The organism is Phormidium sp. FACHB-592 (genome assembly GCF_014695795.1).
Taxonomy (GTDB): domain Bacteria; phylum Cyanobacteriota; class Cyanobacteriia; order Leptolyngbyales; family Leptolyngbyaceae; genus Stenomitos.
On the sequence record NZ_JACJOZ010000044.1, the window covers coordinates 1 to 13,942 of the forward strand.

At 49.6% G+C, this 13,942-nt stretch carries 14 protein-coding genes, 1 tRNA gene and 1 pseudogene; 8 read left to right on the plus strand and 8 right to left on the minus strand.

From position 1 onward, the window contains the following. From H6F86_RS11165 to H6F86_RS11175, 3 genes and pseudogenes are all read left to right on the plus strand, one after another. Positions 1-113: pseudogene (locus H6F86_RS11165) on the plus strand (photosystem II protein D2); the annotation flags it as partial. Further along, a complete protein-coding gene (psbC, locus tag H6F86_RS11170) occupies positions 97-1,482 on the plus strand; it encodes a photosystem II reaction center protein CP43 (RefSeq protein WP_190448680.1) in 1,386 nt (461 codons plus the stop codon). The pseudogene H6F86_RS11165 and the gene psbC, both read left to right, overlap by 17 nt. A gap of 187 nt (positions 1,483-1,669) precedes the next feature. Next, positions 1,670-2,860, plus strand: coding sequence for a pyridoxal phosphate-dependent aminotransferase (locus H6F86_RS11175; RefSeq protein WP_190448681.1), 1,191 nt, complete (start codon positions 1,670-1,672; stop codon positions 2,858-2,860). Between the two features lie 9 nt (positions 2,861-2,869). Here H6F86_RS11175 and H6F86_RS11180 read toward each other — a convergent pair whose 3' ends face one another. Beyond that, on the minus strand, positions 2,870-3,325 hold the full coding sequence (locus H6F86_RS11180; RefSeq protein WP_190448682.1) for a VOC family protein: 456 nt from the start codon (positions 3,323-3,325) through the stop codon (positions 2,870-2,872). A gap of 735 nt (positions 3,326-4,060) precedes the next feature. Then, positions 4,061-5,290, minus strand: coding sequence for a methionine gamma-lyase family protein (locus H6F86_RS11185; protein ID WP_190448683.1), 1,230 nt, complete (start codon positions 5,288-5,290; stop codon positions 4,061-4,063). Positions 5,291-5,438: 148 nt separating this feature from the next. On the opposite strand from H6F86_RS11185, the gene H6F86_RS11190 reads away from it, so the two are divergent. Then, on the plus strand, positions 5,439-6,254 hold the full coding sequence (locus H6F86_RS11190; protein ID WP_190448684.1) for a fatty acid desaturase: 816 nt from the start codon (positions 5,439-5,441) through the stop codon (positions 6,252-6,254). 56 nt (positions 6,255-6,310) lie between these two features. On the opposite strand, the gene H6F86_RS11195 is transcribed toward H6F86_RS11190, so the two are convergent. The 3 genes from H6F86_RS11195 to H6F86_RS11205 all read right to left on the minus strand — a co-directional run bounded on the left by H6F86_RS11195 (position 6,311) and on the right by H6F86_RS11205 (position 8,485). Continuing rightward, positions 6,311-7,576, minus strand: a complete 1,266-nt coding sequence (locus tag H6F86_RS11195; RefSeq protein WP_190448685.1) for a glutamate-5-semialdehyde dehydrogenase — start codon at positions 7,574-7,576, stop codon at positions 6,311-6,313. Between the two features lie 4 nt (positions 7,577-7,580). Continuing rightward, a complete protein-coding gene (locus tag H6F86_RS11200; RefSeq protein WP_190448686.1) occupies positions 7,581-7,988 on the minus strand; it encodes a hypothetical protein in 408 nt (135 codons plus the stop codon). A 425-nt stretch (positions 7,989-8,413) separates the two neighbouring features. Continuing rightward, positions 8,414-8,485 (minus strand) — tRNA-Gly (locus H6F86_RS11205). 308 nt (positions 8,486-8,793) lie between these two features. On the opposite strand from H6F86_RS11205, the gene folB reads away from it, so the two are divergent. From folB to H6F86_RS11225, 4 genes are all read left to right on the plus strand, one after another. Then, positions 8,794-9,168 carry a dihydroneopterin aldolase gene (folB, locus tag H6F86_RS11210; RefSeq protein ID WP_190448687.1) on the plus strand — a complete coding sequence of 125 codons (375 nt, stop codon included), beginning with the start codon at positions 8,794-8,796 and terminating at the stop codon, positions 9,166-9,168. Between the two features lie 296 nt (positions 9,169-9,464). Continuing rightward, entirely contained in the window at positions 9,465-10,904 is a 1,440-nt protein-coding gene (gene glgA, locus H6F86_RS11215; RefSeq protein WP_190448688.1) for a glycogen synthase GlgA, read from the plus strand. A 25-nt stretch (positions 10,905-10,929) separates the two neighbouring features. Then, the gene (locus H6F86_RS11220) at positions 10,930-11,406 is read left to right on the plus strand and encodes a hypothetical protein (RefSeq protein ID WP_190448689.1); all 477 of its coding nucleotides are present in this window, start codon (positions 10,930-10,932) and stop codon (positions 11,404-11,406) included. 30 nt (positions 11,407-11,436) lie between these two features. Further along, a complete protein-coding gene (locus tag H6F86_RS11225; protein ID WP_242033475.1) occupies positions 11,437-11,913 on the plus strand; it encodes a DUF3122 domain-containing protein in 477 nt (158 codons plus the stop codon). Positions 11,914-11,947: 34 nt separating this feature from the next. Here H6F86_RS11225 and purN read toward each other — a convergent pair whose 3' ends face one another. The 3 genes from purN to H6F86_RS11240 form a co-directional block, all read right to left on the minus strand. Then, a complete protein-coding gene (purN, locus tag H6F86_RS11230) occupies positions 11,948-12,622 on the minus strand; it encodes a phosphoribosylglycinamide formyltransferase (RefSeq protein ID WP_190448690.1) in 675 nt (224 codons plus the stop codon). Between the two features lie 9 nt (positions 12,623-12,631). After that, positions 12,632-13,216, minus strand: coding sequence for a hypothetical protein (locus H6F86_RS11235; protein WP_190448691.1), 585 nt, complete (start codon positions 13,214-13,216; stop codon positions 12,632-12,634). 423 nt (positions 13,217-13,639) lie between these two features. Beyond that, positions 13,640-13,834, minus strand: coding sequence for a hypothetical protein (locus H6F86_RS11240; protein WP_190448692.1), 195 nt, complete (start codon positions 13,832-13,834; stop codon positions 13,640-13,642). Positions 13,835-13,942 lie beyond the last annotated feature (108 nt).

Sequence of the window (13,942 nt, forward strand, 5' to 3'; positions counted from 1 at the left end):
CCAAGAACATTCTGCTGAATGAGGGCATCCGTGCGTGGATGGCACCTCAAGACCAGCCTCATGAAAACTTTAGCTTCCCCGAAGAGGTACTCCCACGTGGTAACGCTCTCTAATAACTTTGTTGGTGGCAGCAACCGCGACCAGGAATCTTCTGGATTTGCCTGGTGGTCGGGTAATGCTCGCCTGATTAATTTGTCCGGTAAGCTGTTGGGCGCTCACGTTGCTCACCAAGGTTTGATTGTTTTCTGGGCAGGTGCTATGACCCTGTTTGAAGTGGCTCACTTCATTCCAGAAAAGCCTATGTACGAGCAAGGTTTGATCTTGCTGCCTCATCTGGCTAGCCAAGGTTGGGGTGTGGGTCCTGGTGGCGAAGTAATTGATGTCTTTCCTTACTTCGTTGTTGGTGTTCTCCACTTAATCTCTTCTGCTGTACTTGGTTTTGGTGGTATTTATCACGCGGTTCGTGGTCCTGAAGTGCTGGAAGGTTACTCTTCTTTCTTCGGCTACGACTGGAAAGATAAGAACAAAATGACCACGATCATCGGTATTCACCTGATCCTCCTTGGACTTGGTGCGTTCCTGTTGGTGGCAAAAGCAATGTTCTTCGGTGGTCTGTATGACACTTGGGCACCTGGTGGTGGTGATGTGCGCGTGGTTACAAACCCGACGCTTAACCCAGCAATCATCTTTGGCTATCTGTTGAAGTCGCCGTTTGGTGGCGATGGCTGGATTGTGAGTGTCAACAACCTGGAAGACATTGTTGGTGGTCATATCTGGCTAGGTCTTCTCCTGATTTCAGGCGGCATTTGGCACATTGTGACCAAGCCCTTTGGCTGGGCGCGTCGTGCGCTGATCTGGTCGGGTGAAGCTTACCTCTCCTACAGCCTTGGTGCGTTGTCTTTCATGGGCTTTATTGCTGCTTGCTTCGTGTGGTTTAACAACACGGCGTATCCTAGCGAGTTCTATGGTCCTACAGGTCCAGAGGCATCGCAGGCTCAGGCGCTTACGTTCTTGATTCGTGACCAACGTCTGGGTGCAAATGTGGCATCGGCGCAAGGTCCTACGGGTCTTGGTAAGTACTTGATGCGCTCTCCAACTGGCGAAATTATTTTCGGTGGTGAGACGATGCGCTTCTGGGATTTCCAAGGTCCCTGGTTGGAGCCTCTGCGTGGTCCTAACGGGCTTGATTTGAACAAGATTAAGTACGACATTCAGCCCTGGCAAGCACGTCGGGCGGCTGAGTACATGACTCACGCACCCCTTGGTTCATTGAACTCAGTGGGTGGTGTAGCGACGGAGATTAACTCGTTTAACTATGTTTCTCCTCGCTCGTGGTTGGCTTGTTTCCACTTCGTCATGGGCTTCTTCTTCCTGGTGGGTCATCTCTGGCATGCAGGTCGCGCTCGTGCAGCAGTGGCTGGCTTTGAGAAGGGGATCGATCGCGAGTCTGAACCCGTATTGGCAATGCCTGACCTTGATTAGTACTCAAGCTCAAGCTTCGGTCGCATAAATCGGTCACTAATAAGGCTTCTGCTTCACCGCAGGAGCCTTTTAGTTTGATGGCGGTTGACTGACAAACAGCTAAAAACCATGCGCGGTCTTTAGCAACTAGGGTATTCTGAACGTAATTACAGTAGAAACATACGGCAACAAAGGCTCTGAAAGTAGCATGAAACTGGCAAAGCGAGTTGAGCAGGTTACTCCTTCATTAACTCTGGCGATCGATGCTAAAGCGAAGGCACTGAAGGCAGATGGGGTTGATATTTGTAGTTTCAGTGCTGGAGAACCCGACTTTGCCACACCCGCCCACATTGTAGAAGCAGCAAAGCAAGCGCTTGATGCTGGTAAAACTCGTTATGGCGCAGCGGCAGGTGAACCAAAACTAAGAGAAGCGATCGCTCAGAAGCTACAGAATGATAACGGGCTTTGCTACGGTGCTGAGAATGTGATTGTCACGAATGGCGGCAAGCATTCTCTGTTTAATCTGATGCTAGCCATTATTGATGCTGGCGACGAGGTGATTATTCCAGCACCCTATTGGGTGAGCTATCCCGAAATGGTAAAACTGGCTGGCGGCACTCCTGTCATTGTGCCGACCGACGAGAAAAGCCAGTTTAAGATTACGCCAGCCCAGCTTCAGCAGGCGATCACACCCAAGACAAAGCTTTTTATCATTAATTCGCCTTCTAACCCAACCGGGATGGTTTATACGTCAGCAGAGTTGGCGGCTTTGGCTGAGGTCGTCGTTAGCAACGATCTCCTTGTCGTTTCGGACGAAATTTACGAAAAACTTGTCTATGACGGTACCCAGCACGTCAGTATCGGTACTTGCAGCCCAGAAATCTATGAGCGGACTCTGGTTAGCAGCGGCTTTGCCAAAGCTTACTCAATGACAGGCTGGCGTGTGGGTTGGTTAGCGGGTCCTGTAGAGATTATCCGAGCTGCGACGCGGATTCAAGGGCACAGTACGTCTAATGTTTGTACGTTTGCCCAGTGGGGGGCAATCGCAGCTTTAGAAAGTTCTCAAGCCTGTGTTGAGACAATGCGAGTTGCCTTCGCTGAACGCCGTCAAGCGATGTTCGATCGCATCAACGCGATTCCGGGCTTAAGCTGTGCTAAACCTGATGGTGCCTTTTATCTGTTTCCAAGCATTGCAAAGACTGGTATGACCTCTCTAGAATTTTGCGACGCGCTCTTGGAAGAACAGCAGGTCGCTTTGATTCCTGGCATTGCCTTTGGTGCCGATGACTGTATTCGGCTCTCCTATGCCACTGATATGGATACCATTAATCGGGGCATGGAGCGACTGGATAAATTTGTGCGTTCACGAAGTGGCTCCACTGAAGCACCGCGCCTCTAGGCATAAGTGCTAGGGATTGCAGCGAATCTCTAGCAAAAATCCATCTGGATCATAAAAGTAGATTCCGCGCCCCGTTGGACGTGTGACAGGACCATGCTCAATGAGCACCTGGCTCTGTTGCAGCGTATCCACTACCTGGTCAAATGCCTCTGGCGCAACATCAAATGCCAGATGACTGGCACGGGTAAACTGTTGCTGCGGGTCTGCGCTCGGCGGTGCTAAAGCTGGTTCCCAAAACAAATCGATGACTGTCCCATCAGGGGTGACAAAGTTAGCAACCTTACCTTCAGCTACTAACGCTTTAAGCGTGCTGGGTACTTCGTCACCTGTCAACTCATGCAGCCCCAAAAACGCGCCATAAAAGTGGCGAGATGCCTGCATCTCGCTCACGTTAAAGGCAATATGATGCACCCTTTGCAGCAGACCCGGAGCAAGAGCGTGAGCCGAACGAGGAGTTGCTAACATGGCAGTGACTAACGAATGAGTGCTGTAGTTAGGGGAACTTAGGACGAAATTGCTTATGGCTTAAGCTGGTGGCTATGTTTCAGCTTTAGCAACAGTTAGCGTGTGCTACCAGTACGAATTAGTCTGTGATTCTAACTTAATTTTGGACGCTATAGCACCCAAATCCTGGATAAATTGACCGCTGCATCACCCATTCTTGCGTTCGCTGGATGTCCCTAATTTTGTTCGTTCATCACTAATTCTCAGACAAAGATTCAATCGGAATCAACGAGTGGATGAAGGTTCTCAAAAGCAATTTACAGTTTTTTTGACTCTTTCAAGAAAAACTATGCTGGTGGCACTTCGCTTTTCCAGGAGAAGTGGAGTTATTGTGATGCTATCCATCTCTTCAATACAGCCTTTTAGTTGGTCAATTCATTTAGCTTAGAAGCCAAAAAATCTGTTTTCGCTCATTCTTTATCCTGCAATAAGCCTATCTAGTTATAGTTAATGAAAACGATGATTGCAATACTAGCCAGAATCGATCTAAGTAGAAACCCTCATCAAACGAATAATCTCTAAAAGCTGTTGTCGGGAAATCTGTAGCCATTAGTATAAGCGGTTAGCTTTCAGCGTTCAGCGTGCTCAGTTTAATTCTATCCACTTACTTGAAAGCCCTTATAGACAGCTCATCTAGCATCAACTTCAAGTTACAAGTTAAATGTACTGGTATTAATCCAGCTACTGACAACTCATTTAAGCGTGTCCGATCGCCTCGATCGCCGCTTCTAGGGCAATTGAAACATGCGTCCAATGAGTACCGCCCTGACAAAAGACCGTGTACGGCTCTCGTAAGGGACCATCAGCAGAAAACTCTGAAGTGCTGCCGTCAATGAAGGTGCCCCCTGCCATAACTAGCTGGCTCTCGTAACCCGGCATTGCAGCAGGTACAGGGTCAAGATAAGAGCCGATCGGAGAGTGTTGCTGAATGGCACGGCAGAAAGCAATGAGTTTTTCTGGCGACCCAAGCTGGACTGCCTGGATTACGTCTCGGCGAGGGGCTTGCGGGAGAGGGTTAACTGGATAGCCTAGACGGTTGAAAACAGTAGCAGTCAGATGATTGCCTTTCATGGCTTCGCCCACCATTTGCGGCGCAAGAAATAGTCCCTGAAACAACAGCCGATTTTGATCGAAGGTCGCGCCTCCAGCACTGCCAATACCGGGAGCGGTCAGACGACAGGTTGCTGCTTCAACGAGATCAGCGCGTCCTGCCACATAGCCACCAGCGGTTACGATCGTACCGCCGGGATTTTTAATCAACGAGCCTGCCATCAAATCGGCTCCGACAGCAGTTGGCTCTCGATCGGCAACGAACTCGCCGTAGCAGTTATCGACAAAGCAAACGGTGTTAGGGTTTTGCCGCTTAACAATTTGGATAATTTTTTCAATGTCAGCGATCGCTAAGCTAGAGCGCCACGAGTAGCCACAGGAGCGTTGGATTAAGACCATCCGTGTCTCTGGCTTAATAGCAGACTCTAATGCATGCCAATCGATTGTGCCTAATTCAGTTAGCGCCAGTTCTCGATAGCGAATGCCAAACTCTGCAAGGGAACCTTGATTCTCCCCCCGTACACCAATCACTTCTTCCAGCGTGTCATAAGGGGAACCTGCAACAGCTAATAGTTCGTCACCAGGACGAAGGGTGCCATACAAGGCACAGGCGATCGCATGGGTGCCCGAGACAAACTGCACGCGCACTGCTGCTGCTTCTGCACCGACGATTTCGGCAAACACCTGATCGAGTACCTGTCGTCCCAAGTCATCATGACCATACCCTGACACGCTACTAAAGTGATGCGTGCCCACTCGGTGATTGCGAAAGGCAGCCAGCACTCGCCGTAAATTTTCCTTGACCTGCGTGTCAATTCCAGAAAAAATCAGGGATAGTGCTTGGTCTCCTTCGCTTGAAAGATGAAAGCTGCTCATAGATGTCTCATTATTTTCTAGAATACGCTAGGTGTTTTCTGAAGCATCGACGTAAATTACGTAGTCTCAGCTTGAGTTCACCCCTCTAAAGATGAGCGAAACCGATTGCCGTACAGATTGGCACCATAATCTACATTGAGATGAATGAATGACTGTTGCAACTTCTAAAAAATCGACCTTTGACTTGCCCGTGATTCTCTTCATGGTGATCGTGCATGGAGGCGCACTCTTTGCCCTCATACCAGCAAACTTTAGCTGGGCGGCGCTTGGTGTTGCAGTATTTTTGCATTGGGTAACGGGCGGATTAGGCATTACTTTAGGCTTTCATCGCTTGCTCACTCACCGCAGCTTTCAAGCACCCAAATGGCTAGAGTATTTTCTTGCCTTCTGCGGCACGTTAGCCTGTGAGGGGGGAGTAATTGATTGGGTAGGAATGCACCGACTCCATCACTTGCATTCTGATCAAACCGCTGATCCCCATGACTCTAATCGTGGTTTTTGGTGGAGCCATATGGGCTGGATGTTGCGCGAAATTCCTTGCCGTTCTCAAGTCGATCGCTTTACCAAAGACCTGCATGATGACCCATTTTACCAATTTTTAAACAAGCAATTTATTCCCTTGCAGGTACTGTTAGGTCTGGGTCTTTACTTTCTAGGCGGCTGGCCGTTTGTGGTTTGGGGTGTTTTTGTGCGTTTGGTTGCGGTCTTCCATTGCACCTGGCTGGTTAACAGCGCCACACATCAGTTCGGTTACCGTACCTATGAGTCGGGCGATCGATCAACCAACTGCTGGTGGGTTGCCTTGCTGACCTACGGTGAAGGCTGGCACAACAATCATCATGCGTTTCAACACTCTGCCCGTCACGGCTTGCAGTGGTGGGAAATTGACATCACTTGGATGACAATTCAGCTTCTACAAACCTTGGGGTTAGCGACGAAGGTAAAACTGGCAGGGAAAGAGTAAGGAAAGCTCAAAGCAGAGGCTAAAGGGAACAACCTTTTAGCCTTTGTACTTTCTGTTTAGAATTGCCCTGTGCCTTGCACAATATGTTTAATGGTTGTCAATGTCTCTAAGCTAATTAACCCGCGTCGCTGACCTTTCTGGTTAGACATCCCCAGAAAAATCGAGTCACCTCGGTTGGGGTTGCGAGAGAATCGGGGCGAGGCGTTAATGTAGGTCGAGGCACTGTTCACACCCAGCGCAAATTGTCGGCTTTCTTGATAAGACTCCGTTACTAAACAGTCGGCATGACCGCTGCTGTAAAGGTTAATCCAGGCGATCGCGGCTTCTATATTGTCTACAACTTTAAAGGCAACGACTTTTGCCAGGTAGGCTTGTCGCCATTCAGTTTCTTCGCTAAACCGGAGTTCAGGAAACTCCTCGCTTAGCTCAGCATCGCCTCTCACTTCAAACCCCTTTTCTCTCAAGCTGTTCCATAACATGATGAGAGAGGAGGGGTTTTGATTGCGGTGAATCAAGACTTTTTCGATCGCATTAACTGGATCTGGCTCGCTTTGATGGCTGTCGAGAATCATCCAACGTACGGCATCCAGGCTCCCAGATGGCGACCAGTAAAGGTAGCAATTGCCCATTGCCGACTTCAGCACAGGCGCAGCCGCTTGGCGTACAATTTGCTGCACTAAATTAGGTCGCCCATAGGGAATGACCAAATTGATGTATTGGTCTTGAGCAATCAGCTCACGCACCGACGTGCCCTGGTCAGAAGGCAATGCTTGAAAGCAGCCATCTGGTAAGCCAGCCCGTTCGATCGCACCATGTAGCGCCTGGGCAATCACCAGATTAGAATTGCTGGCTTCGCTACCACCCTTAAGAATCAGACTATTGCCTGTTTTGGCACAAAGTCCGGCGGCGATCGCAGCAAGCTCTGGAAACGCTTCGTAGATCAGCACAATCACGCCGAGCGGCATCAACTGCGAGTAAGTTTGGCAGTGAGCAACCTGGTAGGTTGCATTCATCACACGACCAATCGGATCGGGTAACTCACTTAAGCGCTGTAAAATCTGTATCGCTGCTTGAAGCCGCTCTGGCGTTAGTTTAAGCCATTCTAAAATCAAATCCGGTACTGCCATCTCACGGCTAGCTTCTAGATCTAGCGTATTGGCATCGAGAATATCATCCTGCTGCTGCTTCAGCGCCTGAGCCATTGCCTGTACAGCGTAGCTTCGCACTGCCCCTTTTGTCGTCGCCATATCCACAGACGCTCGATGGGCACGGTGGACAGCAGTAACGGGATCAGGAGAGGGGCTAAAAGAATCAGTTGTCATTGAGCTAACGTCTATAAGCTAGCAAAACCATCAGTGCGGGGAGCAACGCCAACAGTAGCAGCACGATCACCCAAAACATTGGTCCAGAATTGCCTGGAGAACCAAGCGCCAGCAGCAACCCGATGATCAACATCGTTAGCACAATACCAAGCGCAATCGACAAGTAGCTGTCGCCAAAGCCAGACGACGCACCCTGCCACTGATGTCCGTTCCAACGCCATGTGCGCTTGTAGCGATAGCTAGTGGAAAGCTCTTCTAGGACATAACCACCTTCATCGACAACAAAAATTTGCTGGCAGCGGTTACACCCAAACGCTTCAGTCAAAGCAATCTGAGTGAGTTGCCCCCGACGACGACACGGGCAGGGGTAGCTTTGAGCTAGATCTATCTTTTGAGCTTTTTGAGGTTGCACAGGCAGCAAAAAAACTTCTGGCAAAGATTAGGTAAGTGTCCAAGCTACAACAGTGCGAACTCTTCAGGCTGTACTTGTGCCCGCTGATAAAGCACCCAGATTCAGTTCATTCCTACTGTCATTACCAAACGGTATGAGCGGCATTAACTGCTTAACGCAAATATTACCATTCTTGCCCCTAATCTGAATCCGCCTTCAGATACGCATAAACGTCTTGCTTGGTAAGCCAGGAAAGAGGTTGCCAGGTATGACGATCACTTACGTTTCAACTCATCTACATAACTTAAGCTAAAAATTGTTAGTAGAGTAGTTTCATCAAAATCAGCTTCAAACTCTGGTAGAAACAGAGTAAAAGCGCGGTCAAGGGCAATAGCAAAGTCTATTAGTGGGTTCTCCTGCAAGAATCCATTAATAACCGTAACTTAAGCGGGTGACGCGATTCGAACGCGCGACATTCACCTTGGCAAGGTGACGCTCTACCACTGAGCCACACCCGCGAAATCAGACGATCTTTAATATCTCAAAAGAAAACGGATCTGTCAACTACTTAGGAGATTTTTCTTAGAGGTTTTCACTAAAGGCTTGTAGCTTGGGGCTTGTAGCTTAGAAAGGTCAGGCTGCTGACAAACCTAAGGAAGTAGAGGCAGAGTGATGAAATGCTCTGTAGCTTAGAAAGGTCAGGCTGCTGACAAACCTAAGGAAGTAGAGGCAGAGTGATGAAATGCTCGATCGCGTACGATAGCTAGAAGAAGTTCGTTCAGCTCCAAGCCGCCAGCAACAAGTTAAATTTGACGATATTAAATGCATGGATAGCATTCAACTAAGCGGCATTCGCTGTTATGGCTACACAGGAGCGCTGCCAGAAGAGCAAATTTTGGGACAGTGGTTTGAGGTGGAGCTGACGCTGTGGTTAGATCTGACGACGGCTGGGCAGAGCGATCGCCTGGATGACACACTGGACTACCGCACGGTCATTGCCACAGTGCAGACGCTTGTGAAAACGGCAAAATTTGCATTGTTAGAGCGGTTAGCAACTGCGATCGCCGATGCCATTCTGCATCCAGCAACGTCCAGTCAGGCTGCCCTCATCCAGCAAGTGCGGGTGCGTTTGCATAAACCTGCCGCGCCGATTCCAGATTTTGGTGGCGCAATCACGATCGAGATCACGCGCTCGCGCTGAAGGAATCAGCGAAATAAAAGCCCCACTGATTCACCAAAGCTGGCAAACCAAATAGGGCTAGAGACGCAGTTAGGAGGTATCTTGACTATCAAGCTACCTAGAGAATTTGCATTACTCCGATCTTTTAATAAGTTCTTAAACTCTGTGAAGCCGTCAGGCGACAGCATGGAGTCTAAAGTCAGAAGCTAACGAAGGATTAACGGTTGCAAATCAAATCAAGTTACCCGTTAGGAGCAGAAAGCTGGTAGCGTTTGAGCAAGACCTGATGCAGACATTGAAGGGAACTGAGGCTTACTATGCGAATTTTGTTTGTTGCTGCCGAAGCGGCTCCGATCGCAAAAGTCGGTGGCATGGGAGACGTAGTTGGGGCACTCCCTAAAGTGCTGCGTCAGATGGGACACGATGTCCGTATCTTTTTGCCTTACTACGGCTTTCTACCTGACAAAATGACGGTGCCCAAAGAGCCAGTCTGGTCAGGAAACGCAATGTTTCAGAGCTTTGATGTGTACGAAGCGGTGCTGCCAGGGACAGATGTACCGCTATACCTGTTTGGGCATCCCTCATTCTTGCCACGACACATCTATGCTGGCGACATGGAAGAGTGGCGGTTCACACTATTTGCCAACGGAGCGGCTGAGTTTGCCTGGAATTATTGGAAGCCTGAAATCATACACTGCCACGATTGGCATACAGGCATGATTCCTGTTTGGATGCATCAGTCGCCCGATATTTCGACCGTGTTTACGATTCACAATCTGGCATATCAGGGGCCCTGGCGCTGGAAGCTGGAGCAGATGACCTGGTGCCCGTGGTATATGCAGGGGCACAACACAATGGCAGCCGCCGTGCAGTTTGCGAATCGCGTCAATACGGTGTCACCCACCTACGCAGCACAAATTCAGACTGCTGCCTACGGCGAATCGCTGGAAGGGCTGCTGTCGTTTATTAGCGGTAAGCTATCTGGCATTGTCAACGGGATTGATACAGAAGCGTACGATCCGGCGATCGACAAAAGCCTGACACAGACCTTCACAGCCGACACACTTGATCAACGCAAAGCCAACAAGATCGCACTGCAAGAGGAAGTAGGGCTGGAGGTGAATTCGGGTGCCTTTCTGATCGGCATGGTGACGCGACTTGTGGAGCAAAAAGGGTTAGATCTGGTGCTGCAAGTACTGGATCGCTTCATGGCGTATACCGATTCGCAATTTGTGCTGTTGGGAACAGGCGATCGCTACTACGAGACCCAAATGTGGCAGCTAGCCTCTCGCTATCCAGGGCGAATGTCCGTTTACCTGCTGTTCAACGAAGCATTGTCAAGACGCATTTATGCAGGCAGTGATGCGTTTCTCATGCCATCTCGGTTTGAGCCGTGCGGCATCAGTCAAATGTTGTCGTTGCGGTATGGCTGTGTGCCGATCGTCCGTCGCACTGGTGGCTTAGTCGATACTGTAGAGCCGCATGATCCCGCTAACGACAAAGGGACAGGCTACGCGTTCGATCGCTATGAGCCGCTAGACCTTTATACAGGCATGGTACGGGCATGGGAAGGCTTCCGCTTCAAAGACGCATGGCGCAAGCTGCAACAGCGTGGGATGGCAGCGAACTTTAGCTGGGACAAATCCGCGATCGAATACGTCAAGCTCTATCGAGATGTCTTGGGTTTGCCTGCTGAGGAAGCACTACCGAAGCAGCCCGAAGAAGCACCACCGAAGCAACCCGAAATGGTTCCATAGCGTTTATCTTGAGTACCGTCCACCCATGTCAATCCACTCTCAACGATGGTTTTTCCGGTTAGCACTGCCGTTAGTTGCCGTGAGTGCTGCTGTTCTTCCGCTGACGACTGTGACAGCCGCTAGCTTACACACGGCTTCTGTAACGTTACAGAGCACGTCTGAAGCGCCAAAGCTGGTGGCTCAACAATCGCGCCTCCGACGAGTGCGGTTTGCACCGGGTGCAAGTTCTGCCACGATCAAAGACAGCGTTGTGAGTGGAACCCGCGATCGCTATCTCCTTAGTGCCCGCAAAGGGCAAAAGATGAGCATTAGAATCGTGTCGCTAGAGGACAATGCCGTTTTTGATGTAGTCGCCCCAGTCGATCAAGCGGGGCAGCAACGGACGTTGAAGCAAGAAGCCTTTAGCTGGACTAACACCCTACCGGAAACAGGAGACTACCAAATTGTGGTAGGTTCAACGCGGGGAAATGCCAGTTACAGGCTGCAAGTCACGATTCGCTAAACGATCGATTCATTTAGCAACAACACGCCATTGAAAAAGATCTGGTTAATTGGCGCGCTTCTCATGCTCTTTCTGGTCGTTGGAGCATCGGACGGCTTAGCATCTGTGCATACGTACCCAGAAGGCAACGACAGTGTAATGTATCGATCGCTGCAAACATTGCGCGATCGCACGAATCAGACGTGGCAGGTGGTGCTTTACAAGCGGGTGCAAGGTGGATTAACGCAAAGTTTGCATCTACGGCTAGTAGGCTTTCCAGGCAGGGCAGCGTTAGAGCATCCTCATCCACTGAAAATTACCACTGGAACAGAGCGCATCTGGTTAGCACCAGAAACTCCGCCTGTTACGGACACCTCAAATGTTGCAGAGTATGACCTACTTGAGGTGATGCGTGAGTTAAACTCAACCACACCACTGCGGTTGACAGTGCCCGTGCAGGGACAGCCGATCGAACTACCTGTGCCGCCGTTTGTGGTTGAAGAGTGGCGACAGGTAGCCCAGAAATGAGCAGTCAGCCCTGCATTTAAGGTGGATCGCTACATTAAGCGTTTGAAGGCGGTTGAACCTGGGCTGCTAGGGCGATCGCTTTGGGGAAAATACAATATTCCTGCGTATGAATACGATCGTGCAGCGTTTCGAGCGTGTCATTGGGGAGTATAGGCACCGCTGCCTGCATAATAATGTCGCCGCTGTCCACTTCGGGCACAACTAGATGCACCGTGCAACCTGTGATTTTTACCCCTGCTGCCAGCGCTTGCTCCACAGCGCGGTTGCCCTTAAAGCTGGGGAGTAGACTGGGATGAATGTTCAAAATGCGTCTGGGAAAGGCGTTGATCAAAACAGGCGTAACAATCCGCATCCAGCCTGCCATGATGACCCATTCCACATCGTGCTGTCGAAGCGTTTCGACGATCGCTTCATCCAGTGCTTCTCGACTCTCAAACTCGCGATGATTGAGCAGCACAGCAGGAATACCCCAACGATCGGCTCTAGCCGCCGCCTTTGCACCAGGATTGTTGTAAAGCAGCACGTTTACCTGCGCGTGAAGCTGCTGATCGGCAATCGCTTGGGCGATTGCCTCAAAATTACTGCCACTACCCGATGCCATCACACCCAATTTTAACAGTGAGGCATTCTGAAGCGAATTGCTTGCCACTTCAGGAGCGACAAGGCTAGGTATAGGCGTAACGTGATTGGTCACTGGCTCTAAACTCATGTAGCAGTTTCATTTTGCTGAAGATTTCTTCAACTCGCTGCCAGGGGGCGGGGTCGTATCGTCAGAAATTTTCTGAAAAAGCGTGGCGTTGTCGTTCAGCTCCTTAGGACGCAGCTTGCCAGGTCGGGTGTCCAACATCTGTACACGCAAATCGCCATCGGCTGTAAACTCAAACAGGGTTTCAACCGTTGTCTCTGCTGCCAAAATGACATCCAGATGCATGGGTTGAGGTTTGTCGTCGAGGCGATATTGTACTTGATTGGCGATCGCATTTCCTGACGCAGACGTGCCCGAAAGAATGTACAGCTTACCCTCTGGCGCAAAGACAAACATCACTGTATCACCCTCCAGTGGTTCCTTTGTCAACCATTGCCCCAAAAGCTTCTTGGCAACTGGGATCGTAGCCACAGGCATTGTGACAGGCGTTTTTGTAAGCTGTAGTGCGGATTTTCTAGACAACGTTTCGGCACTCGCTGAGTGGCTGATAAAGACGGTTGCCATACCGAAACAACTGATGATGAATCTGAGCGCTAAAGCAGCACGATCGCTAGAGACAAAAGCAGGTAAGCGGTGGGTTCGAGTTGATTGATTCATAAGCATACTGTCAGCAAGCGATTAGCGTCAGCAGGTGTCAGCATCTTATACGGAATCGGGTTAAGGCGTGTTCTTTAGCCAGAACTTAAGAGCTTTTCTATAGATTTGTCGTTAATATACCTAAAGCAGCGTAAATCGAAATAGCTCTGGACTGACGATCGTTCAAGCTGTAGTGAAGGGTACCATTAGTTTTAAGCCGTATTGATCAACTGTTGAAGCGACACTATGAAGTTGTTTATTATGGTGCCCGTAAGCATATGTTCCGCCTGATGCCTTTTACTCTGCATCACATGGGCGATCACACTTCAAGTCGGCTTTGGCAAAACCAACGCCATTAGCTAGGCAGACTAGAAAATGTGCCAGTCAGTAGGAAAACTGACATCGAAACGATCAACCAAAAACACCGCCAAAAACAACGATCGTTTAATTGCTGGGAACGAGCTTAATTCGTCCAGCATCCATCTCAGACATCAGCAGTTCAAGTGCTTCAAAATCAACATCTGAAATGTAACCTAAACGAGTGAGTTCATAGTTGATCTCATTTTCAATGTCAGGAGTCAACCGTTTGAAATAAAGTGCTTTTTCGACCAAGTGCCGGATCATGGCTGTTCTTTTCATAGTGAGTGGCAGGAACTCTGTCTAAATTCTCTAATGCTTGCTTGATGAAGCAAGTGATCCAACCCTGCTACGGGGGTGATTGAGATCACTTGACTAACCTGAGTGATG

What these genes read in the sequence shown, in the direction of transcription:
- glgA (WP_190448688.1), top strand. Translation starts at nt 9,465, where the DNA reads ATGCGAATTTTGTTTGTTGCTGCCGAAGCGGCTCCGATCGCAAAAGTC.
- H6F86_RS11195 (WP_190448685.1), bottom strand. Translation starts at nt 7,576, where the DNA reads ATGACAACTGATTCTTTTAGCCCCTCTCCTGATCCCGTTACTGCTGTC.
- purN (WP_190448690.1), bottom strand. Translation starts at nt 12,622, where the DNA reads ATGAGTTTAGAGCCAGTGACCAATCACGTTACGCCTATACCTAGCCTT.
- H6F86_RS11235 (WP_190448691.1), bottom strand. Translation starts at nt 13,216, where the DNA reads ATGAATCAATCAACTCGAACCCACCGCTTACCTGCTTTTGTCTCTAGC.
- H6F86_RS11185 (WP_190448683.1), bottom strand. Translation starts at nt 5,290, where the DNA reads ATGAGCAGCTTTCATCTTTCAAGCGAAGGAGACCAAGCACTATCCCTG.
- H6F86_RS11190 (WP_190448684.1), top strand. Translation starts at nt 5,439, where the DNA reads ATGACTGTTGCAACTTCTAAAAAATCGACCTTTGACTTGCCCGTGATT.
- H6F86_RS11220 (WP_190448689.1), top strand. Translation starts at nt 10,930, where the DNA reads ATGTCAATCCACTCTCAACGATGGTTTTTCCGGTTAGCACTGCCGTTA.
- H6F86_RS11240 (WP_190448692.1), bottom strand. Translation starts at nt 13,834, where the DNA reads ATGAAAAGAACAGCCATGATCCGGCACTTGGTCGAAAAAGCACTTTAT.
- H6F86_RS11180 (WP_190448682.1), bottom strand. Translation starts at nt 3,325, where the DNA reads ATGTTAGCAACTCCTCGTTCGGCTCACGCTCTTGCTCCGGGTCTGCTG.
- folB (WP_190448687.1), top strand. Translation starts at nt 8,794, where the DNA reads ATGGATAGCATTCAACTAAGCGGCATTCGCTGTTATGGCTACACAGGA.
- H6F86_RS11175 (WP_190448681.1), top strand. Translation starts at nt 1,670, where the DNA reads ATGAAACTGGCAAAGCGAGTTGAGCAGGTTACTCCTTCATTAACTCTG.